A 23,022-nucleotide genomic window follows, 5' to 3' on the forward strand; every position below is an offset into this window, starting at 1 on the left:
AACACGAAAACCCTCATCGTTATCGATGAGGGTTTGTTTTATGGCTTTCACAAGCGAAATTTATTTTTTTAGTCTTACAAAGAACAAGGCAATAGCACCGATAACTGGTGCAATAGCAAGGGTCATCAATGCAGATTTATAGCTACCAGTTGCGGTTAGCATACTACCTAAAATCATAGGAGCCAACATAACACCGATTTGATTGAATAAGTTTACAAAACCTGCCGTAGTACCTCGCAAGTGAGGTTCTGCTGATTGTACAACGAGAGCATTCGTCAACGCACTGTGCATGAATGCGCCAATACCAAGAATTGGACCTGTAATAAAGAGCATATCTGGGTTTGTGGTGCTCGCAAAGAGTATTAAGGCCGGTCCAAATAAGAACATAACGAGTGCTGTTAAATGATTTTTCTTAATTGGCAAAATATCGGATAAAATACCGATGGTTGGCTTTGCAATAAGTGCAGCTAAGCCAAAAGCGGACATAACATGACCCGCATAGATGGCATTAACACCTAGTTGTTTTACCATGTACAAGTTTGACCATTGAGCCACCGCCCATGTAGCACCGGTAGCGAAGAAGCCGGCAAACGCAAGGCAACGAATATTGCGATTTTTTAACACGTAAATCAAGTTTTCTTTTATGGATGGCTTGTCCCCTACAGGAACCGCTTCGATATGAGCCTCCGCTTCACATTGGGCTAGGATTTCAGCACTTGGCTTACGAACTGTAAAGTAGCTAAGTATAAAAATAAGAACTGGCAACATAGCTGTTAAGAGGAATGCATTTTGCCAACCATAATTAGTTGCTACATAAGGGGCATATAAATTTACAGTCGCCACCCCAAGCGATGTACAAGACATGAAAATACCAACGGCTGCGCCACGTTGATTAGAACCAAAGTAATCCCCAATAGCACTCAAGCAAGAGGCCTGTACAGGACCGGATACGATACCTAATAAGAAACGCAACACCCATCCATAAGTATAATTATCAATGGTACTCATCAATGCGGTGATGACTGCCATGGCGAGTAAACTAACCAATATAGTATAACGATAACCGATTCTATCCGCTAAGATACCACCTGGTAATACCATGATGGCATACCCCATGTAAAAGGCGGATAAATAGGTTGTCCCCATTTGTGGTGTAAAATTCAATGCTTCATTGACAATCGGCATCAATGACGCCCAAGATAAGCGCATAACAAAGCTAATCAAAAACGTTAGCCATACGCTGACAAGAATTAAAATCTGAGTTCGCGAGAAACCAATTCTACTCATACGAGCTCCTTTCTATAGAAAAATAACATATAGAGCTATCATACTATAAATAGAAAGAATTTTTCAAATTCTTTCTATTTATCATCATACAACAGGGTAATATATATGATAGAGTATGGAGAATTCCCTCTTACTACGTTTCTTGACAAATAAATTTATATCACTTATCTTAAAATCATAAGTAGGATTATTAGCCTGACTACCTGTACCTTCATGTACAGCAGCAGCAATAATCCTACTTATGTTATTTATATACTAATATTTGAGGTTATAGGACAAAAAAGCAGTACTACTAACGTTAAGGCACAGAGTGGCAATAGCCAAGCGGCCAATCATACGTCTAGTAGTACTGCTTTTGATACTATAAGTATAAAATTGAATGGCGGAGAGGGTGGGATTCGAACCCACGGCCCCTTGCGGAGTCACTGGTTTTCAAGACCAGCTCCTTAAACCACTCGGACACCTCTCCATAATGGTATATTATAGCAGATTTGTATTGAAGTGTGCAACAATTGAATATAAGTAACCTCAGATATCTCCCATGTAGAACTACTTATATTAGAGACAAAAAAGCTGGCCTAAAGCCAGCTTTCAGCATATCTATTATAGTTATTATCTTAGAAAAGATCTTTTTTCCACATGCCAATGATGGCCACGATGGAACAGGCCACGGAGATGCCCACAACCTCGAAGAAACCATTTTCATCGTTTTGAAACGGCAATGGCACGTTGGTCCCCCACAAGCTAAAGATAATGGTCGGTACGGCCAAGGTAATCGTCAAGGCTGCCAACATTTTCATAACCATATTAAGGTTGTTTGAAATGATGGAAGTAAAGGCGTTCATCATGTTCATCAAAATATTAGAATACATTTCAACCATTTCGATGGCCTGTTTATTCTCGATGATAACGTCCTCTAATAGATCCTCATCTTCCTCATACATCTTGAGAAGATGTTTATAGGAACTGTGACCACGCAAGCGCAATAAACGTTCCATAACGGTACCATTCGTACGCAAGGCGGACGTGAAGTATGTCATGGATTTCTGTAATTCCAACAATTGGAAGAAGTCCTTGTTCTTTGTAGTATGACGCAATTGGACTTCAATATCGTCGGTACGACGGTTGATTTGTTGCAAGTAACGCAAGAACATGGTCGCCGTGCGATACAAAATTTGGAACAAGAAACGGGTCTTTTTATACGTATAGAACGTAGAAATCTGATTAGAAATAAACGGATAGAGCACTTCAGATTCTTCTAAACAGATGGTAATAAAGAAATCTGGCGTCAAAAAGATACCAAGTGGCACCGTATCGTACATATCATTGCCGCGAACAACAGGAATGTTGATAACAACAAAGATATAATTGTCCTCTAACTCCACGTGAGAACGTTCTTCCATATCGAGAGCGGTCTTTAATACGTCTGTAGGAATTTCCGTCAGGATATTGATAAGGGATAACTCATCGGGGTCTGGGTTCACCAAATTTACCCATGAACCTTTTGTGGCATCTGATACCGTGTAATCGGCTACTAATTCTTCTTCTATGTGCTTGTACACCGTGATCATGTTATCCCTCCTTCCGAGCGAAAATACTGTATCTCATCTTTAAAATTATATACTATTTAGGTGTACTATTCAATTCTCTTGTGAAAGTTTTACATAGAAAAACTGCTCCTCATTGCCTAATACAATGTAGGAGCAGTTTATTATCTATCAGTATTATTTTCTACTTAAGATGCGGACAGAGTTTAAGATACAAAGGATGGATACGCCTGTATCGCCAAATACAGCCCACCACATGGATGCATAGCCTAGGATGCCAAGCAACATGATAAGGATTTTAACAGCAATGGCGAATACAACGTTTTGCCAAGCCACGCGCAATGTTGATTTGGACAAATCAAGAATATGTGCAATAGCGGTCAAAGATGGACGCATGAACACAACGTCGGCCGCTTCGATAGCCGCATCAGCGCCGCTACCCATCGCACCACCTACGTCAGCACCAGCAAGAACTGGCGCATCATTGATGCCATCGCCTACGAACATGGTAGGACCATATTCAGAGCGAATATCTTGAACAACGGATAATTTATCTTGAGGCAATAGTTGAGCACGTACTGCGCTTACACCCGTTTCTTTGGCGATATAGTTAGCGCTTGCTTCAGCATCACCAGTAAGCATAACAGTTTTAATATCTTGACGATTAAGATCAGCAATCGCTTCAGCAGAATCTGGACGAGCTTCATCGGCGATGATAATACGGCCAAGGTATGTATTACCTTCGGCTACAAGAACTTCTGTACCGTATTCAGCAGGTTCTGTTGGATAGCCTTGTACATCATAGCGTTCCATAAGGCGACGGTTACCAACAAGTACTTGTTGACCATCTGCCATACCTACCATGCCTTCGCCAGCTAATTCCTGAACGAAATCGGAAGGTTCCACTGTAAGGCCTTGATCTTTTGCTTCAGAAACAATGCTTGTTGCTATTGGATGTGTAGATACAGCTTCGATAGCTGCCGCCATGGATAATAATTGACCAGAACTTACATGGGAGCCTACAGTTTCTACGTTGTGAACTTTGAACTCACCAGATGTAATAGTACCTGTTTTATCAAGAGCTACTGCTTTCACATTAGCCAATGCTTCGATAACACGACCACCTTTAAGCAAGATGCCATGTTTGGATGCGTTACCAATACCGGAGAAGAATGCAAGTGGCACGCTTAGCACCAATGCACATGGACAAGAAATAACAAGGAATGTTAAGGCTGTATAAATCCATCTATGCCATTCGCCAGTAATGAGGGATGGAATAATCGCAACAGCAAGGGCAAGGGCTACTACGATTGGAGTATATACACGAGCAAAGCGCGTAATGAATTTATCGATTTTAGGTTTCGATGCAGCTGCATTTTCAACAGCATCAAGAATTTTAGTAACCATGGATTCTTCTAGAACCTTATCGACGCGCATCGTAATACGTCCAGTTTCATTGATGCAGCCAGACATCAATTGTGTACCTGGTTCTGCGCGAACAGGTACTGGTTCGCCGGTTACAGGAGCCGTATTGACGCGAGTTTCACCTTCAAGAATCGTACCGTCTAGAGGAATCAAATCGCCAGGACGAACTTCAATAGTCCAGCCCACCTCAACCTTTTCAGGGGACATAACTACAATTTCGCCACCGCCGCATGTATCTATGACGCGCACCTCTTGAGGACGCATATCTACAGCATTCATGATTTCTGTACGGCTACGATCTGTTGCTTTTTCTTCAAAGAATTCACCGATACGGTAGAATAAAATAACACCAACCGCTTCAGGCAATGCATCGATAGCGATGGCACCTAATGTAGCGATGGACATCAAGAAGTTTTCATCAAATATTTCACCCTTTAAGATATTACGCGCGGCTGTACGCAATACAGGAAATGCAAGGAGTACATAAGCAACGTAGTAAATCGGAGTTTCAATAGATTCTGGCAATCCGATGGATGGAACAAAGGAAGTCAATGCATCATAGATCATAAATAATAGACCTACTACGATAACTGCAATTGTTACAGAGTCATTGTCCTGATTGTTTTCACGGCCATCATCCACAGCCGCTTTAGATTTACGTTCGTAATCAGCTACTGTTACGCCCTCTTCGATAGCATCACAGATGTCTTGAATGTCACGCTTAAGAGCCTCACGGTCCTCCCAAGACCCAGTTAATTTTAATTGATGTGTAGCAAGTGTAAAATTAGCTGTTTCTACCACATCCATTTTACGGATACGATCTTCGATTTTCGCTCCACAGTTCGGACAGTTTAAATCCTTTAGAAGTAATGTTTCTTCCATGATATCTCCTTTATCTATATTTGAAAGCACAGAAAGCTTTCATCCTATATGAATTAAAATAACATATGAGTGTTTGTTCATATATTATTTTAATAGAATCTATACGATATGTCAAGAAAAATTATCAAAATAAATTAGACGTAAAACAGCCCATACGTATCACCTATACGTATGGGCTAATTCTATATTCTTACGTTATAGTTTTGACTATTTCTATTCATAAAGATTGATTTCTTTTATATCTTTAAAGGTAATGACAATCCCCTCTATAGACATAGTATGGGCCGTCTTATTTATCAGCTCTATAGCACCCAGCAACTCCGTATAACAATGACCGTTGTAATATAGGACTCGCACAAAATTTCCGTCTGTCAATGATTGGATTGTACGATTTAATTCCTCTAGTTGGTCCTCAGATAACTCTACACGATTCTCCTTAGGCCGTGCTACGGCTGCCAGCAATGTTTCAAATCCCTTTAACGCCGCAAAAGGCATAAATTGTTTAGCCCGTTGCAAGCGCGACATCCGATGTTTCATGAATGTATACCTTCCCTCACGCAATACATCAATTCCTATTGTAAAAGCTACTCTCCATTATGACCGCCTACCAATGTATTTCTAAACTGCAGAGTCCCTTCTTCTTGCAAGCTAGATGCACGAAGGATAGCATTTTTACCAAAACGTCCTTTAATATTCAGCATGGTTTTCTGTATATGTTCCTCTTGCTCTGCTGTATCCGTTAATGCATTACTAAACAGGTCCATTTCAGTCGGTACAGCGGCCTTATTAACTAAATCTTCAAAGCTAACGGCAATGCGTCGTATCAACTCATGAGGCCGTTTATATTTATCAAACAAGGCTAGTACAGCTGGACATAACTCTTGAAATGAGTCCGTATAATGCGCTAAGGTCCTGGATCCACCAGTGGACTTTACATCCTCTACTGCATAGCCGATGTGAACATGAATACACTTTGTAACCGCCTTAATCTGTAACAGTTCAAGGACTAAGGACTCTACCATTTCACGCATGGGCAATCGCGCCTCATCAGCCGTATAATTGCGCAATAGAATTTGGCTTTGTGAAAGAGAATGCTTAGATGGTCTATAGGCGTGAATATCGGCAATGGTACAGCTTTCACGGCCCCATGCATGATCGATTAACAACTCTGCATTCACACCGAATTCCTTATATAATTTATGTTCCGGCACTTGAGTGATGCCATGCAAATCAAAGGCGCCAAATTTACGCAAACGATTGGCAATACCGCTGCCGATTTGCCAAATATCTGTAATCGGCTGATGATGCCAAATTTGCTCTTTAAAAAGGCTTTCATCAAGATACCCGATAAAATCCGGCGCATGCTTCGCCAGTATATCAAGGGCAATTTTTGCGAGGAATAGATTCGTTCCAATGCCTACAGTGGCGTAAATATGGGTTGCATCGAGGACCGCATCAAGCAAAAGCTGTGCCAATTGACGAGGCGTTTTCTTATATAATTTCATGTATGGCGTAATATCGATAAAATATTCATCAATGGAATAGACATGGATATCATCAGGTGATACATAGTTTAGCAATGTTCCATAAATCTGGGCCGAAGCCTCCATATACCTCTTCATATGTGGCTTTACCGTAATATATTCAATATGAGAAGGAATTTGAAACAACCGAGCCCGATTCTTAACGCCTAGTTTCTTAAGTGCTGGAGAGATGGCTAACGTAATCGCACCCTTGCCACGAGAATTATCGGCCACCACCAACGGTGTCGTAAATGGATCTACCCCCAAATCGGCACATTCTACAGATGCGTAAAAGCTCTTTAAATCAATGCACATATACATCCGATTTGTATCAGCTGAACCCATACAAACACCTCCTTAAAACGCTAATGTATCGACTTTCACAAAAATTAGTATTTCCATAATTTCTATCATTAGTATAACAAAAATACACAATATTTTCAAACGTATGTTTGCTATTATATAGGTAATTTTAACTATAAAAAAGGTATCTATCATTAGACATATGTCTAATGATAGATACCTTTGTGCTTTGATTTTTTTTAATTCTAAGTATGTACCCCGACGACAGATTACATTTATTGTTCAGGGCCAACTTTTTCTTCGTCTACCGTATCTAAGAATCGTGTTAACTCGCCAATAAATAGAAGTTTTACACTCCCCACTGCACCATTACGGTGTTTACGGATAAGAACCTCTGCCTTATCACCCATTTCAGAGTTTTCATCATAGTATTTATCGCGATACAAGAAGATAACGATATCCGCATCTTGTTCAAGGGAACCAGATTCACGAAGGTCAGATAATACCGGACGCTTGTCTGGGCGGCTTTCAACACTACGAGACAACTGAGACAAAGCAATAACAGGCACATTAAATTCACGAGCAATCAGTTTTAGGTTACGAGAGATTTCAGATACTTCTTGTTGTCGATTTTCACTGCCCTTACCGGAGCTACGGCCTTGCATAAGCTGAATATAATCGACGATAACAAGATCAAGACCATGTTCTACCTTGAGGCGGCGTAACTTAGCGCGCATATCCTGCACCGTAAGTCCTGGCGTATCATCGATAAACAGGCTGGCTTGACTCATCTCATCCGCCGCAGCCATCACCTTCCCCCAATCATTAGGATCCATGTCAGCCTTGCGCAACTTGTCTGATTCAATACCGGCCACGGAGGACAAAATACGTCCTACCAACTGTTCCTTGGACATTTCTAGAGAGAAGAATGCTACAGTCCGCTTAATCCCCATCGCTACATTTTGAGCAATGTTCAAGGTGAAAGCAGTCTTACCCATAGCAGGACGAGCCGCTACGAGAATAAGGTCCGACCGTTGTAACCCATTTAACTTGAAATCCAAATCTCTAAATCCAGTTGGTACACCTGTAATAGAACCCTTATGTTGTTGCAGTTTACTAAGTCTATCAATATTCGTAAGAACTACATCACCAATGGGAGAAAATGTCGATTCTGATTGTGTTTGACCGCCTACATCAAGAACGAGTTGTTCCGCCTTATTCATAATGACGGATGGTTCATCCTCGCCAGCATAAGTCATACCGACAATCTTATTACCTGCATCTATGAGACGGCGCATTTGTGCTTTTTCTACAATAATGCGCGCATGCTCTTCAATATTATAGCCTGTCGCTTCATTCGCAAGAGATGTAATATAAGCAATGCCACCTACGGTATCCAATTTTTTACGTCGTTCTAGTTCTTCACTTAACGTAATGAAATCTACGGTCTTGTTACTTTTTACAAGATTTAAAATAGCATCATAAATGATCCGATGCGTATCACGATAAAAATCATCACGATCTACGATACTTGTTACCAAATCAATGGCTTCGCCAGATGATGAACCATCGGTTAGCAATGCCCCTAATACGGCCTTTTCCGCATCCTCATTATGCGGTGGTATGCGTACGTCCATGTCCTTCTCCCCTTAACTAGAATATGAGTATCTTCCCTATGAAAGCGTGCGTCACGCCTCTTCTATGCACAAAAAGAATCACCACACTCTGTGAGCATGGTGATTCGAAGATTATTCAGCGACTACGTTAACCTTGATAGTGCTCGTAATTTCTGGATGTACACGAACCACTACATCATGAACACCTAATGTTTTCAACGGTTCTTTAATTTCGATTTTCTTTTTATCGATATCTACCTTGTATTGAGCTTTCGCTGCATCGGAAATATCTTTAGCAGTCACAGAACCGAATACGCGGCCTTCTTCACCCATGCGAACCTTAACAGTAACTTCAACCTTAGTCAATTGAGCTGCTAAGATTTTAGCTTCATCATTGGCAACAGCTTTATTGTGAGCGATGGATTCTTGCTTTTGTTTCGCATTATTTACGTTAGTTGCTGTACCTTCAAGACCAAGGCCTTTTTTAATCAATACATTACGACCATATGCGTCACTTACTTCAACAATTTCGCCTTTTTTACCAACTTTTTTTACATCTTCTAACAATACTACTTTCATTGTTATTCCTCCTCTTTTTCAGCGGAATGAAGGGCTTCTAGCGCTTTATCTAGAATAGCCGCCTTCGCTTCCTCTATCGTCATACCTTGTAGTTGGGCACCAGCCACTGTTCTGTGACCGCCACCACCCAAGGCTTCCATTACAACTTGTACATTTACCTTGCCTTTGGATCGAGCGCTGACGCCGATACCGCCATCATTAAGTGAGTAAAGTACAAATGCTGCTTCAATATCTTCATTGCTGATGAGCATATCCGCACTTTGTGCGGCCAATGCCATCATATCCTTCATACCTGCTGGTGCCACAGAAATAGCAATACCTTCGGTACGATTGGCTTCAAATACCATTTTAGCACGCAATTGGATAGAATCGAAGGTTTCAATAAATAATTCTTTTACCCGTTCAATATCCGCCCCTGCACGACGTAAGAACGCTGCCGCTTCGAAGGTACGTGCCCCAGTTTGTTGATTAAAGTTTTTCGTATCTAATACGATGCCCGCATAAATACCTGTAGCTTCCGCTTTTGAAAGCTTCACAGGAACTCCTGCATATTGTACAAGTTCTGTTACGAGCTCACTCGTAGATGATGCAGCTGGTTCCAAATACGTAAGCAATGGATTTTCAATAAAATCTGCTGCGCGACGATGATGATCGATGACAATGCGTCGCTCAGATACTTCTAGAGCCTCTGGCGCTGCTACCATCGGTGTTCTATGCGTGTCACAAACGATGGCCAATGTATTCGCATCAGCCCACAATTTTGCTTCTGCAGGCGTTATGATATGAGTTTTCCAAAATTCGTCTTCCTCAAGAACATGTACCATTTTATCAATGGCATTTGTTTCTTTTGAAAGTACTAATCGCACCTCTTTACCAAGAGTACGTGCAATTGATACGACGCCAATAGCACCGCCTAATGCATCATAGTCCTCACGTTGATGACCCATAACAAGGATTTTGTCAGAATCATTCATCAATTCATGAATGGCTTGACTAACCACACGAGCACGAACGCGCGTATTTTTTTCAACACCTGCTGTATTGCCTCCGAAGAAGCGGGTGCTTTCACCATCCATAATGCAAACCTGATCACCACCGCGCCCTAAGGCAATATCGAGGGCTGCGCGAGCACGTTCGGACACATCCTTAACAGAGCCTGCATTTTCGCCAATCCCGATACTAATCGTAGCAGGAACTTGACGAGGAGAAGGCAATTTACGGATACGTTCAAGCACACTAAAGCCGTTGTTTTCCATGTCTTGCAAAGCGCCCCGAGAAATGGCAAATGTGTACATATCATCTTGGAAGTTCCGAATGAAACCTTCGTGTTTATCGATTTCATCAACGACGATATTGTTGATTTCCGCCCATAGATTTGTATATTCTCTATCGCTGAGGCCCTTCGTTAATTCTTCGATATTATCGATTTGAATCATGCCCCATACAGGCTGTTCTTCTTGCGCCTTAATACGTTCCTTTTCAATGGCTGTAATATCCTTAAAATACAAAGCCATAACTGCATGTTCCGTCAATTCATCATTAGGATCTGCATCAGGTCTTGTATCGCGAGGGTCGATGAACTTGTACACTACTTGGAAATAGCGATCCCCGTATTGCTCTTTCAAGAACCCCGATTTGCCCCAAATCTTATCAATTCTAAATCCAGGAATCAAAGCGGACATTTTTTGCAATTTATTCCAGTCCACCGGAACCCAATCGGCAAATACACTATTATTCCATACCAATGTACCTTGCTTATTGACAAGTACAATAGCGGTCGGTAAGTTTTGTAATGCAAAGTTAGCCGCCTGCGTCACATTCTTCATCATAGCACCAAATTGTTCGCGTGCTAAGCGACGACGATTGTGGATGGTATTGTAATTAATCAAGTATACAGCAACCACCACGATGACTGACAATATGGCTAATAGCCAATTTAAATAAGCGATGATTAAGATTAATAGAACGATGACACCAATAAAGGTCCATTCCATTGCTTCCCATCTTCGTTGAAAGGATTTCATAGTAACCTCCTTTCTATTAATAACCTCGTTGATTGAAACGAGATCGTAAATCTAAAAACATATCCATAACACCAAACGTTACTAGAGATATTGGCATCATGACATATAAAAGAGCTATAATAACAATTTTTAATACCCTTGATACACCATAACCTTCTAAAACACCAAGCAAAGAAGCGATACCATTAAGGCCACAAGCAAAGGCGCCAAATAAAGCAATGTTCATACCAACAGTTGTAAGCAGCTCATTATTGATACCAACAAAGGATGAGCCATAAATAATAATAAGACCTACAGCCAATACACCAGCCGTCCAAACAGGTATTTGCCAGGTTGAAATAGCAGGCAATGGTTGTACAGGATTATTAGTACGTTTTGCAATATATGCTGTAAACCGTGCCAAGATATAGGACGTAACAGCAAACGCACAAAACGCATAAGTGATAAGCATCCTTTTAATCTGTACTAAGCTCGCTTGTATTTGTTGTATATAAAGCTCTGTCTGTTCTGGTGGCAGCGATTGTTGTTTCACTGTGTCTATAAATGCATTTTGTACTTCATCACCAATATTTTGAATAGATGTCTGTAAATCAACAGACATAATAGACATTGATGCTAAGAGTGTAATAATAGTAGTCACTGCTAATGCTAGCGTAGGCACCAAGATTAATTTTAAAGGGGACCAACGTTTACGAAAACCGAGTCCAATAAAAATGCTTGGTACTGCATACATCAAGATTGTTCCTACAGCTGTCAATGGTCCCAATAAAATGGAAACAATGACAAAGGCTACTACAGCTGCAGAGCAGCTATAACGAACGCCCCACCTGATCCCTACTGTAGCAATCGCCGCAGGAGCTACGATAGTAGCTAACAGAGATAAAACAGGAAGACTAGCGCCTATAACGGTTAATACAACTACGATGGCTGCTAAAAACGCCGTTTCCACCATAGCTCTTGTATTTGTTTGTTTCATAATACTCCATTCAACACTAAAAGAATACTAGTTATCTTTTAATTATAGCAGTTTAATAAAGTAACTTCAAATACCCTATATAGTAGACAATTACAGCAACTACGCTACTTATGGTGTCTCAAAATAATAAAGATATCCCCCTCAAGACTATTCGCCATGTAATCACGGCATCCTGCTTGAGAGGGATATGTTATTTAGTGTACGTCTTGGATGATTGGTAAAATCATAGGTCTACGACGTGTTTTGTCATAGAAGAATTTACCCAATGCATCGCGAACGTTTTGTTTAATTGTAGTCCAGTCCTTGATACGTTGTGCTTCACAATCATCTAATACTTGATGAACGCGACGTTCTGCTTCAAGCATAAGTTCTTCTGCATCACGTACATATACGAAGCCACGAGATACGAGATCTGGGCCTGCAATGATGGTACCGGAAGCAGTATCCATGGCCATAACAACGATAACCATGCCTTCTTGTGCCAATTGTTGACGATCGCGAATAACGATATTACCAACATCGCCAACACCAAGGCCATCAACGAAGATAACACCCGCTTGTACACGGCCACCTTTACGGCCACCGTCCTTATCAAATTCAAAGATTTGACCATTATCGCCGATGAGGACCTTCTTAGGGTCTACGCCCATGGCCACACCAAGTTCACCATGACGACGTAACATACGGTACTCACCATGAACCGGGATGAAGTATTCTGGACGCACAAGGTTGAGCATTGTTTTAAGCTCTTCTTGGCTCGCATGACCAGATACGTGGATGCCACGATCTTTGCCATATACAACATGGCAACCTAGACGAAGTAAGTTATCGATAGTTCTACCAACAGCACCTTCATTGCCTGGAATTGGTGTAGCAGAGATAATAACAGTATCATTTGGTGCCAATTCTACAGTGCGGTGGTTGCTTGTAGCCATACGGGATAAGCCCGCCATCGGTTCACCTTGAGAGCCAGTTGTTAAAATCATGATTTGGTCATCTGTATAGTTGTGCATTACATCTACGTCGATAATCGTATTTGGTGGAATATTCAAATAACCGCGTTCTTGTGCGATTTCTGTAACATTTACCATACTGCGACCCATAACGACAACCTTACGGTTGAACATAACCGCCGCATCGATTGCTTGTTGGATACGAGATACGTTAGATGCGAATGTAGCCAATACAACGCGGCCTTTTGCAGCACCTACAGCTTGTTTAATAGCAGGTCCAACGGAGCTTTCAGAACCAGTAAAACCAGGTTTTTCTACATTTGTAGAATCAGACATCAATGCTAGTACGCCCTTGTTGCCAAGTTCTGCGAATTTATGAATATCCATCAATTTGCCATCAACTGGTGTTTGGTCGATTTTAAAGTCCCCTGTATGGAGTACAGTACCGATAGGTGTATCGAAGTACACCGCAACGGAGTCAGGAATGGAATGATTAGTTTGGATAAAACCAACCTTCACTTGACCGATTTGCACTTCATCGCCTGCTGCAATCGTACGAAGGCATTTTGGAGATACTTTATGTTCTTTAAACTTACCTTCAATCAAGCCACAAACAAGATTTGTAGCATATACAGGGCAGTTAATTTCCTTCATAAGGTACGCTAAGGAACCGATATGGTCCTCGTGACCATGGGTAATAACGACTGCTTTCACGCGGTCCTTATTCTCAATGATATAGCTCATATCAGGAATAACGATATCTACGCCAAGCATATCTTCACTAGGGAACGCAAGACCTGCATCAAGAACGATGATTTCATCCTCGTATTGAAAAATGGTCATATTTTTACCGATTTCACCAAGACCACCAAGAGGGATAATTTGAAATTTACCCTTATTGGAGCCCGCTGGTTGACGACCAATTAAATCGGATTGAACCTCTTGGTTGCGAGTCATCGGACGGTTGTTAGTGCGCGTACGACGGTTGTTAGTATTTTCATTACGATTATTATCATTCGTATTACGTGTACGCGTATTACGTGTATTTCTTGTATTACGAGTATTCTCGCCATTTCGTTCAGTACGATGTGTATTTTCACCGCTTCGAGTTGTACGGGTTTGACGAGGTTGGCGAGGTTTACGTTCTGTACCTTGTTGTTCGCCTTGCTCTGCTGCTGGACGTTGACGACGTGTGTTCGTTCTTGTATGTGTCGTACGTCGTTGACGGCCTTCGCCATTTTGACTAGCTTCGCCTGTATGACGGCGTTCACCAGTGCGACGACCTTCTGTATTGCGGTGCTCTCCCACTGGTCGACGTGTGTTGGTACGACGGCGCGTTGTTTTTTGCTCACCTTGAGCAGATGGAGCCGTCTCTACTGCAGTCACTTGTGCAGTATGTTGATTATCTGTTGTATTCACAGTTCCTCCTAAAATTTTATTCATTAATTTGTTTAACATATATTTTCACCTATCATTAAAATTTGATCTTTACAGAGGAACGGACAAACGAAAAAGGCGCTATCCAGCAGCGTCTTTCAAATGGGCGCAAAAATAGCGCAACTTAATTGTTACCGTTCAAGTCCTTTTGTCCATTCGCCTCGTGCAAATGAGTATAGTGTACCATTAAACGCGTCAGCCGCGACGTTACGTTCTCTTCGTTACCGTTTAATGTTCATTATAATCCGATCGTTCTGATGAAAGCCTCGCTTTCATACGTTACTATTATTGTAACATAAAAATAGCGTTAACAAAAGAGGACCCTTATGTTGACGCTATTCCATTAATCCTGTACGAATTTGAGCTGATAATCGCACAAAATCTAACCGTGTTTATACATCATATTTAGTTATCATCATCAGGCAAATGTTTGTAAAAGCCTTCAATATACCAAGCGCCATTTTCTTCAATAAGAGAAATATATCGCTTCATCGGTTTAGCCTCTACCATGCCTTCGCCAACCTTTGTGGTTTGTAAATCTGCTTCAAATACAATACGTTTTAAACTACCTGAACGACTCAGCCGTGCCACATCCAAGGTAACCATATCCACTTTTGTACCTTGCTGCATAGCTATGAGCCATTTTTGTTTTTCTACTGGATTGGCCCTAACTCGGTTCATCACATACGTGAAAGCCTTATCATAGTCCTTATTATTTACCGCATCAAAATATCCTTGTACCGATGCACGAGCGGCCTCTTCACTGCCTTCACCAACAATGGCATTTGTAAACCACCCTGAAGGGAACACTTCATTTTCCGGTCCCATAGTTCGTAAAGAAAATCCAAATATACATACTATACTTACAAGCGCAACAATTAAAACTCTCGTTGTTAACGAACTACTCGTAGGGGATACTTTCATAATTGAAGCTAGCCGTTTATCTATGACGATATGCTGCAACGCACCACCATATTGATTGTCCTGTGGCTGCCCCTTTTGACATAACAAGGCAAGCAAAATCAAAGGTCCTACAAAGGGGATGAGGAACAGCAACAAGCTCATACTACCTCGTCCCGTATCATGAAGTCGGCGCACACATAACGACCCTAACGGAAGCAAGGATACTAAACATAGTATAGCCGTTAAGAACCCACCTAAACCGATTAAATACGGTCCCGTTTGAAATATAGCGGTTATAGCATAGAAAAAAGCGAGCAAACCAACCATACATACATGCCACAGCAATAGAAATTGTAAGAATTCCCTCCGCGAAGCGCGACCATCCGTATCCATGAACTTATTCATCACATAGAGATATGTATCCTTATAGCTAAGCTGATAATGGGATAAAGGATAAATTACATCACCTTCAGGTGCAATGCGCTCCACCTCTGTAGCCATCGTATACTGCCCACATGTAGGGCAAAACATAGCCGCCTCATCGCAATAATGACGACAAGCATCACAATAACGTTTCATAAGTATCTCTCCAAAAACTCTCAAATGTTTACTATTTTAAGCATGTATCTACAGCCTCCGCAAAGCCCTGACGATATAGATTAGCACCGCCGTTTGCAGGGTGGCGCAACCCAATAGCAGACAATCCAAATGTTCCCATTGTATCTGCAGATTTTTGGCCTACGGCGAGCACAAGAGGTTCTACGCCGCCTAATTCTATATGTAAATCTAATAAGCGTTTTGTATACTCCCAACCTAGTTGTTGTTCTCTATCCGTAGGTGTACGGTTAGTCAATGGATTATCCTCCTTATGAGGATGGAAGGGGAATATATTCCACAACAACGTATCATATGGATCTATCCCCTTTTCAACGATAGCACTCCACACCACAGTGTCAGTAGGTTCGTTAAAACCGTCCTTCTGCTGTGTTCCTTTTAATAAAGAGCTAGTAGGCGAACTAGTGCGTTCCAACCGAATCGGCGTTACATCCTTCGCACGAATGGTTTTGTGCTTATCTAATAGCATTCTTTCACAAGTAATAGCAATGCCACTAAAACGTCCCCCTTGATATCCTACTGCCTCAGCCACTACAAATACCTTAGCTCGACCTAAGCGCGGTAATAAATAGGCTACCAAATTATCTCGACGCACTCGGGCCGCATCAAAACCATCTGTAACAATCTCTAAATCAGGATTTACCTCACCCCAAGGATTATGGACGAGACCACCTTGATACTGAGCGAGCCAGTCTACAAAACCGTGCACCTTCGCCACACGCTCCGCATCAAAGGTTGCTATATATTCATCAAAAGACAAGGTATTCTCTAACTCAAATAAAGACATACAGCCTCCAGTTTAAAATTTATATGTTATTACCGATATATATCTACTATACATCATAATTACACGAATTGCATAAGAAATATATATACATTATTTTAGAATTTTGTCCATTATAAAACACCCAAGAGTATAAACTTTTGGGTGTTTCTTTTAAGGTGTATATAACTAAATATAGAACTCGATTTTGTCTTCTTTTGCCAATTGGAATTGTTCAAAGATGTGGTTTCGAATATTAACAAAGGATGCCGATGTGCGATCAGTTCTATCGATGATATTTACAGGGATGATAGTTTGTACACGACCTGGATTTGCCGCTAGTACTACAACGCGGTCCGCAAGGACTACGGCTTCTTCAATATCGTGGGTAACAAATACAACCGTCTTGCCTTCTTCGCGGCAGATGCGAGAGATTTCGTCTTGTAAATTGATACGTGTTAATGCATCAAGGGCGCCTAGTGGTTCGTCCATAAAGATAATATCTGGATCCACCGCTAGTGCACGAGCGATAGATACACGTTGTTGCATACCTCCAGATAGTTCTGCAGGGTAGCGATTACGGGCATGGTCAAGGCCTACCATTTTAACGTATTTGTCAATGATAGCAGGACGCTCTTCTTTAGGTATTTTTTTACTTTCAAGGCCAAGCTCAATATTGCTTTCCACCGTACGCCATGGCAACAAGCCATAATTTTGGAATACCGTTACATATCTGAGTTGAGGCGCTTTCACCTCTTCACCGTCGATAGTAATGGAACCAGATGTAACGAGCTCAAAGCCCGCCATAGCATTTAATAGCGTACTTTTACCGGAACCAGAAGGGCCTAAGAGGCAAATAAACTCGCCCTTTTCAATATCTAGATTAATATCTTCAAGAATGGTGAGTAGTTCCCCATCTTTCATAAATTCCTTGTGTGCATTGCGCACCGAAATGTAACCCATGAGGCCACCTCCTATTTCTCAATACCCCAACGTTTGTAAATCCATTTTTCGATGAGGGATACGCCCCAATCGAGTAAAAGTCCAACAAAACCGATGGTCAAAATGGCTACCATCAAGAGATCGTTACGCAAGTTATTTCTCATATCGATAATAAGGAAGCCAAGTCCTGTTTGGGAGCCTACCATTTCCCCTGTTACAAGGAAGATCCACGCCGTACCGAGAGCGATGTGAAGGCCCGATGCAATACCAGGAAATACGGCAGGTAATACGATTTTAAATAATAGTTCTGGCTGTTTAATACCAAAGTTGCGCGCTACCTTGATGTACACAGGGTCGATATTTTGAATAGCAGACACGGTGGACAATAGCACAGGGAAGAATGCTGCGATAAAGATGATAACGATAGCCGGTGCTTGACCGATACCGAAGAAGAGAACGATAAACGGCAACCACGCCACAGGAGAAATTGGTCGAATGACTTGAACGATTGGATTGATGTAGTTCCAAATTCCCTTGTACCAACCCAAGATAAGGCCGAAGAATACGCCAGCTACGACGGAAATGATGTAACCGATGAAGAACCGTACTAAACTATCTGCAATATCCTTAAAGAGGACACCGTCTCCAATGAGTTCACCAAAGCCGATCAACACCTTATACGGCGTTGGCAATAGCGCTTCGTTAAAACCGCCGAGGCGAACGATTAGCTCCCAAATTAGCCACGCTGCGATAAATGAACCTGGCACATATGTATATTTCTTCATGGTCCCCCTCCTATGGTAACAATGATGTATCTACAAACTCTGAATAGGTCGGCACTTTTTTGATTAAATCAATATGTGTCATGTGATGCACAAGTGCATTATAACGGTCCTCTGTAAGGGCTAAATCTTTAAACCCAATCACTTTGAGGGAACGTTCAATAACTGAGTCATTAAACTTCATGTACTTTGAGGAAATCTCCTCTTGTGCCTTTGGATGCTCGTCTAAATATGTACCTGCATCGAGATAGGCTTTTGTGAAGGCTTTTGCCAAGTCATGATGTTCGTCGACGAATTGACCATTAAACACAAGAGCACAGCAAATATTATCATGCCAGAGATGGTCAGGATCTTCAAAGACCTTCCCAGTTCCCATTTCAAGGGCTAGAGAGCCAAATGGTTCGGCAACACTATACCCAGCAATTTGTCCTACCGATAGAGCAGAAGGCATTTCTGGAGGGCTCATTTCTACGATTTGTACATCTTTTTCAGAAAGACCCGCTTGTTCAAGCATGCAATCCACGAGAATTTTTTGAGTAGATTGTTTATGAGGGATAGCAAAGGATTTGCCTTTTAAGTCTTGAACGGAGTTAATATCCTTATTTACGATGATAATATTACCCTCTGTATGACCAAGTGCAGCAGCACGAACATCAATGCCTTGTTCACGAGCCTTTACACCTAGCTCAACGAGTACCGATGCAGCATCTACCTTACCTGTATTTAATGCATCCATCAACTCTGGCCAAGATCCATATTTAACAAGCTCTACATGTACAGGACCATCTGCCGTTTCTAATTCTTTTGTAGCGAATACTGGCAATGCATGGGTAATTGGTAAATAGGCTACGCGTACAGTCTTTAATTCTTGAGCCGTCTTTGGTTTATGGTGTTCATGATAGCCATAGGCTATGCCGCCAATAACCAAGAGGACCACTCCGATGATTAGATACCATGTCTTCTTCATAACTTCCCCTCTTTCTACCTCACAACAAGGGGGCGATTTTGACACATGCCATTTCCGCACTTTTCTAAAACCTAGATGAAATAAGGTTTCAAAACACCTCGTTCTAAAAATTATATAACCTACTATACCAATATGTTTTTAATATGTCAATAATACATATAACTATAATAGGTTTTATTTCTAAAAAAATATAAATAGTAATTAGGACATAATATATACATTAAATATTTTGATTATATACGCAAAAAAGCACCAACCGCATTGAGCGGTTGATGCTACTTTCACAAACACGATTAACAATATATTATTCTTCAATATAAGCTTGTCGTTTATTCAAAATATAAATCTCAGAGCTACCAGCCTCGCTGTACTCACCAACATATGGTGCAATACTAGACTGTTTAAAATGGTTAATTTCGCCTTTTGGAACGATGACCATGATTTGCTTACCTTCAGCCAAACGCTTGATAAACTCGTCCTCTGTCACTTGTTCCATAAGGTATTTCTTATCCCATTCAGCACTACGATGTTTTAATGTATCCTTATCATCCCAACGACTGCTGTCACCCTTAATACGAACCACCTCATGTCCAGTATAATATACGAGAGATGTGCTGTATCCATTGTAATAATACACATCACCATTATACTTATCTACAACAGGGATAAGATTGATAGAACTACGTTGTTTAACAAGAGGTACCAAGCCTTCGAGTACTACAATCGAGGAAATGAGCATGGTTCCGATCACGACAATGCTCAGCAAACGATACCGTTGGCGAGTCCACCAGAACCATAACAGCCCTAATATGGATACGCCTGCCAAAACATAGAGTAATCCATAATAGCCCCAAGGTGCAAAGAAAGATGCCCCTACATAAGCGATCCATAACAATAGTGTGGGACCGACTACAATCCATGGGACATAACGAGGCCGACCCGGACGTAGAGCTTTCATAGCCCCTAATGTACCAAGAATACTGAAAGGTACAAGACTAATAAATGTATATAGAGGATACTTAGTGGCCATCAAGGAATAGAATAGAACAGTACCCACGCCCCAACACATGCAATACACGTACCACTTATGGTGCTGTTTAAAGCCCGTTATCATGCCATAAATAACAGCGCCCGTCCATGGTAAAGAAGCGCCGAGGAAAATAGCGATATAGTACCACCACACATTATCTTCCGGGTGTTCAGATTGTGTTGCACGGGTCACATTGTTAAGGCCTAAGAATCCATCCAAAAAAGCTTGTCCATGGGCGCTATACATATAAACATACCACGGCATAGCGACGACAAGAAAGGCCAAAATCCCCTTCCAGTCAAAGAGGCGAAACAACATTTGTTTCGAACGGCAAAGCGCAACATAAACGAGCAAAATAAGGCCAGGTAAAACAAGTGCCACGGGCCCCTTTGTCAAAACACCTAATCCGGAAAATACATACGCTACAATCATGGCCGTACTAGAATTTTCATTCAAGCCTTTGTACGCATACATCATAACCATCAAGGTCGTATATAACAGTACCATGTCGGTTATAACACCATGAGCAACAGCCCAGAACATAAGAGATGTACCAAGGATAGAGGAACCTACTAGGCCAGCGAGCCAACGACGACTAAAGGTCCGTAAAGCTTGAAACATGGTAGCCACTGACAAGGCACCAAATATAGCACTTGGCAAACGAACTACCCAATCAGCAATACCAAAGATTTTAAAAGCTAATGCAATCAGCCAATAAATCATAATCGGCTTGTCATACCAATATGTCCCATAAATCTGTGGCGATAACCAATTGCCAGACAACACCATTTCCTTAGCAGTTAACGCATAATTCGATTCTACTGGATCGGTTACAGGTAGTATATTATTAGCTACCATAAAGAATACCAGCCAAACAACAAACAACACAGGCGTCAAACGAGACAATTTCATTGTGACCTCCTTATGATTTACGGCGATTCTTATAGTATTTAAATCCGAGCACTGCAGCCACAATAGCAAAGATGACAATCACAACTAGCAAAAATTCATGATTATACTGAATAAGATCTTTCCAGTTTTCTCCAAGTACTTTTCCTAAATATACGAGTAAAATCGTCCAAGGAATAGTACCAAGTACGGTCCAAACGATAAAGTGCCACAATGGATAGCGCGCCATGCCAGCTGGGAAGGAGATAAATGTACGAACACCAGGTAAAAGACGGCCAAAGAATATAGCTACTCCACCATATTTATTAAACATCTTTTCAGCGAGTTCAAATTTATGCTCATTAAAGAATACATATTTACCGTATTTCAATAACAACGGACGACCGCCATATTCCCCCATCCAATATGACAAAATGGATCCAACGATACCAGCCAATGTACCTACGACCATTGTCGTATGCAAATCAAATATACCTTGAGAAATTAAATACCCTGCAAATCCAAGCACAATTTCACTAGGAATCGGTATATTCGCATTCTCTAGAACCATCGCAATAAACATGGCTGCATAGCCATACGTTTCCATAAACGAAATAATATATTCCACTTGTTATACCTCGTCATAACTCCCCTATACCGGATTTATGATTTTTTAATGCTAACTAATGCTGGTAAAAATATCACCATGTATACAATCTATTTTACCATAATAAAATGACCCTCACCATACGGGAGGGCCATTCGGGGCATCCTTAGTATTCTGTTTTTGCAAGAATTAACTAGTCATACACAGTTATTCTGTTTTTAGTCCTTGTTTAAAATCAAAGGATTTTACAGCTGCTTCTGTGTCTACAAAATGGAATGGTTCCAACAGGCGACAGAATTTAAATAGATAGTCACGTTTTTTTAAAACTTCTTTCACATGAAGAACAGTTTCTCGTGCACAACGGGCAGAGCTATAACCATTCATAGCCGCATATAGATAGGTATTAGGCAAATCACCTTCACGGATATAGCTGTGGATGAAAATAAGTAAGTCCCATCCAGCAGGCGTGAATTCTGGCCAGCGGCGTGCGTTTTCCCAATCGAGGAGCATGACACTATCCGCATCTGGATCATATACGATATCACGCAACGCAGGACGACCATGAGCGATACCGTAATCGTGGAGCATGCCTAGCGCTTTACCAAAAGCATAAAAAATATGAACAGCCATATCTTCTAGGGAACTATCTTCTGGATGCTCCTGCGGTAAATGGCCATAGTAGGTCAAGTTCTTACCATAATTCGGTGTCACGAAATAATTTTCTCGAAAGCCTACAATTTCCGGAGCTAATGGTAATTGTGTACGCACAAAGTTCATCATATAGAACTCATGATCAAAGGATGCACGAGGGGATGGTTTGATCCATGATGACCGGTTATTACCTACAGCACGTTTTACAAAATACTCATTACCTTGAAAGGTGACTGGGAATACGCGCCCCAAATCTTCGTTATTCAATTTATGGTCTATATATTCTAATAAGGCTTCGTTCATGAGACCTCCTAATGTCATC

Annotated in this window: 18 protein-coding genes and 1 tRNA gene; all 19 read right to left on the bottom strand. The window is 41.3% G+C overall.

The genetic code is table 11. The features are described 5' to 3' along the window. Positions 1-60 precede the first annotated feature (60 nt). On the bottom strand, positions 61-1,287 hold the full coding sequence (locus VAHSUH02_RS07775) for an MFS transporter (RefSeq protein WP_038149058.1): 1,227 nt from the start codon (positions 1,285-1,287) through the stop codon (positions 61-63). A gap of 380 nt (positions 1,288-1,667) precedes the next feature. Beyond that, positions 1,668-1,756 (bottom strand) — tRNA-Ser (locus tag VAHSUH02_RS07780). 148 nt (positions 1,757-1,904) lie between these two features. After that, positions 1,905-2,858: a magnesium transporter CorA family protein gene (locus VAHSUH02_RS07785; RefSeq protein WP_005378032.1), complete on the bottom strand. Its 954-nt coding sequence runs from the start codon at positions 2,856-2,858 to the stop codon at positions 1,905-1,907. 153 nt (positions 2,859-3,011) lie between these two features. Then, positions 3,012-5,141 carry a heavy metal translocating P-type ATPase gene (locus tag VAHSUH02_RS07790; RefSeq protein WP_038149060.1) on the bottom strand — a complete coding sequence of 710 codons (2,130 nt, stop codon included), beginning with the start codon at positions 5,139-5,141 and terminating at the stop codon, positions 3,012-3,014. Positions 5,142-5,354: 213 nt separating this feature from the next. Beyond that, entirely contained in the window at positions 5,355-5,678 is a 324-nt protein-coding gene (locus VAHSUH02_RS07795; protein ID WP_005384535.1) for a YolD-like family protein, read from the bottom strand. A gap of 47 nt (positions 5,679-5,725) precedes the next feature. Next, a complete protein-coding gene (locus VAHSUH02_RS07800; protein ID WP_005384536.1) occupies positions 5,726-7,009 on the bottom strand; it encodes a Y-family DNA polymerase in 1,284 nt (427 codons plus the stop codon). Between the two features lie 233 nt (positions 7,010-7,242). Then, positions 7,243-8,604 (bottom strand): replicative DNA helicase, encoded by a 1,362-nt coding sequence (dnaB, locus tag VAHSUH02_RS07805; RefSeq protein ID WP_005384537.1) that lies wholly within the window; start codon positions 8,602-8,604, stop codon positions 7,243-7,245. Between the two features lie 111 nt (positions 8,605-8,715). Further along, positions 8,716-9,162, bottom strand: coding sequence for a 50S ribosomal protein L9 (gene rplI, locus VAHSUH02_RS07810; protein WP_005384538.1), 447 nt, complete (start codon positions 9,160-9,162; stop codon positions 8,716-8,718). Positions 9,163-9,164: 2 nt separating this feature from the next. Further along, entirely contained in the window at positions 9,165-11,186 is a 2,022-nt protein-coding gene (locus tag VAHSUH02_RS07815) for a DHH family phosphoesterase (RefSeq protein WP_005384546.1), read from the bottom strand. A 16-nt stretch (positions 11,187-11,202) separates the two neighbouring features. Further along, entirely contained in the window at positions 11,203-12,162 is a 960-nt protein-coding gene (locus tag VAHSUH02_RS07820; RefSeq protein ID WP_005384554.1) for a DUF2232 domain-containing protein, read from the bottom strand. A 194-nt stretch (positions 12,163-12,356) separates the two neighbouring features. After that, the gene (locus VAHSUH02_RS07825; RefSeq protein WP_072137532.1) at positions 12,357-14,573 is read right to left on the bottom strand and encodes a ribonuclease J; all 2,217 of its coding nucleotides are present in this window, start codon (positions 14,571-14,573) and stop codon (positions 12,357-12,359) included. A 384-nt stretch (positions 14,574-14,957) separates the two neighbouring features. After that, complete coding sequence (locus VAHSUH02_RS07830; RefSeq protein ID WP_038149062.1) at positions 14,958-16,034, bottom strand: DUF805 domain-containing protein; 1,077 nt, start codon at positions 16,032-16,034, stop codon at positions 14,958-14,960. Positions 16,035-16,065: 31 nt separating this feature from the next. Beyond that, the gene (locus tag VAHSUH02_RS07835) at positions 16,066-16,857 is read right to left on the bottom strand and encodes a uracil-DNA glycosylase (protein WP_005384561.1); all 792 of its coding nucleotides are present in this window, start codon (positions 16,855-16,857) and stop codon (positions 16,066-16,068) included. A gap of 165 nt (positions 16,858-17,022) precedes the next feature. Then, positions 17,023-17,796, bottom strand: coding sequence for an ABC transporter ATP-binding protein (locus tag VAHSUH02_RS07840; RefSeq protein ID WP_105112057.1), 774 nt, complete (start codon positions 17,794-17,796; stop codon positions 17,023-17,025). 11 nt (positions 17,797-17,807) lie between these two features. Continuing rightward, entirely contained in the window at positions 17,808-18,560 is a 753-nt protein-coding gene (locus VAHSUH02_RS07845) for an ABC transporter permease (protein WP_005384567.1), read from the bottom strand. A gap of 10 nt (positions 18,561-18,570) precedes the next feature. After that, positions 18,571-19,524: an ABC transporter substrate-binding protein gene (locus tag VAHSUH02_RS07850; protein ID WP_005384569.1), complete on the bottom strand. Its 954-nt coding sequence runs from the start codon at positions 19,522-19,524 to the stop codon at positions 18,571-18,573. Between the two features lie 304 nt (positions 19,525-19,828). Continuing rightward, positions 19,829-21,466: an ArnT family glycosyltransferase gene (locus VAHSUH02_RS07855; RefSeq protein ID WP_005384571.1), complete on the bottom strand. Its 1,638-nt coding sequence runs from the start codon at positions 21,464-21,466 to the stop codon at positions 19,829-19,831. Between the two features lie 10 nt (positions 21,467-21,476). Next, entirely contained in the window at positions 21,477-22,070 is a 594-nt protein-coding gene (locus VAHSUH02_RS07860; protein ID WP_005378047.1) for a DedA family protein, read from the bottom strand. 186 nt (positions 22,071-22,256) lie between these two features. Then, a complete protein-coding gene (locus VAHSUH02_RS07865) occupies positions 22,257-23,003 on the bottom strand; it encodes a BUD32 family EKC/KEOPS complex subunit (protein ID WP_038149063.1) in 747 nt (248 codons plus the stop codon). Positions 23,004-23,022: the final 19 nt, after the last annotated feature.

The organism is Veillonella atypica KON, from assembly GCF_002959915.1.
Lineage (GTDB): Bacteria > Bacillota > Negativicutes > Veillonellales > Veillonellaceae > Veillonella > Veillonella atypica.

Excerpts from the sequence above, each read along its gene's own strand:
- VAHSUH02_RS07775 (WP_038149058.1), bottom strand. The coding sequence starts at position 1,287 with ATGAGTAGAATTGGTTTCTCGCGAACTCAGATTTTAATTCTTGTCAGC.
- VAHSUH02_RS07785 (WP_005378032.1), bottom strand. The coding sequence starts at position 2,858 with ATGATCACGGTGTACAAGCACATAGAAGAAGAATTAGTAGCCGATTAC.
- VAHSUH02_RS07790 (WP_038149060.1), bottom strand. The coding sequence starts at position 5,141 with ATGGAAGAAACATTACTTCTAAAGGATTTAAACTGTCCGAACTGTGGA.
- VAHSUH02_RS07795 (WP_005384535.1), bottom strand. The coding sequence starts at position 5,678 with ATGAAACATCGGATGTCGCGCTTGCAACGGGCTAAACAATTTATGCCT.
- VAHSUH02_RS07800 (WP_005384536.1), bottom strand. The coding sequence starts at position 7,009 with ATGGGTTCAGCTGATACAAATCGGATGTATATGTGCATTGATTTAAAG.
- dnaB (WP_005384537.1), bottom strand. The coding sequence starts at position 8,604 with ATGGACGTACGCATACCACCGCATAATGAGGATGCGGAAAAGGCCGTA.
- rplI (WP_005384538.1), bottom strand. The coding sequence starts at position 9,162 with ATGAAAGTAGTATTGTTAGAAGATGTAAAAAAAGTTGGTAAAAAAGGC.
- VAHSUH02_RS07815 (WP_005384546.1), bottom strand. The coding sequence starts at position 11,186 with ATGAAATCCTTTCAACGAAGATGGGAAGCAATGGAATGGACCTTTATT.
- VAHSUH02_RS07820 (WP_005384554.1), bottom strand. The coding sequence starts at position 12,162 with ATGAAACAAACAAATACAAGAGCTATGGTGGAAACGGCGTTTTTAGCA.
- VAHSUH02_RS07825 (WP_072137532.1), bottom strand. The coding sequence starts at position 14,573 with ATGTTAAACAAATTAATGAATAAAATTTTAGGAGGAACTGTGAATACA.
- VAHSUH02_RS07830 (WP_038149062.1), bottom strand. The coding sequence starts at position 16,034 with ATGAAACGTTATTGTGATGCTTGTCGTCATTATTGCGATGAGGCGGCT.
- VAHSUH02_RS07835 (WP_005384561.1), bottom strand. The coding sequence starts at position 16,857 with ATGTCTTTATTTGAGTTAGAGAATACCTTGTCTTTTGATGAATATATA.
- VAHSUH02_RS07840 (WP_105112057.1), bottom strand. The coding sequence starts at position 17,796 with ATGGGTTACATTTCGGTGCGCAATGCACACAAGGAATTTATGAAAGAT.
- VAHSUH02_RS07845 (WP_005384567.1), bottom strand. The coding sequence starts at position 18,560 with ATGAAGAAATATACATATGTGCCAGGTTCATTTATCGCAGCGTGGCTA.
- VAHSUH02_RS07850 (WP_005384569.1), bottom strand. The coding sequence starts at position 19,524 with ATGAAGAAGACATGGTATCTAATCATCGGAGTGGTCCTCTTGGTTATT.
- VAHSUH02_RS07855 (WP_005384571.1), bottom strand. The coding sequence starts at position 21,466 with ATGAAATTGTCTCGTTTGACGCCTGTGTTGTTTGTTGTTTGGCTGGTA.
- VAHSUH02_RS07865 (WP_038149063.1), bottom strand. The coding sequence starts at position 23,003 with ATGAACGAAGCCTTATTAGAATATATAGACCATAAATTGAATAACGAA.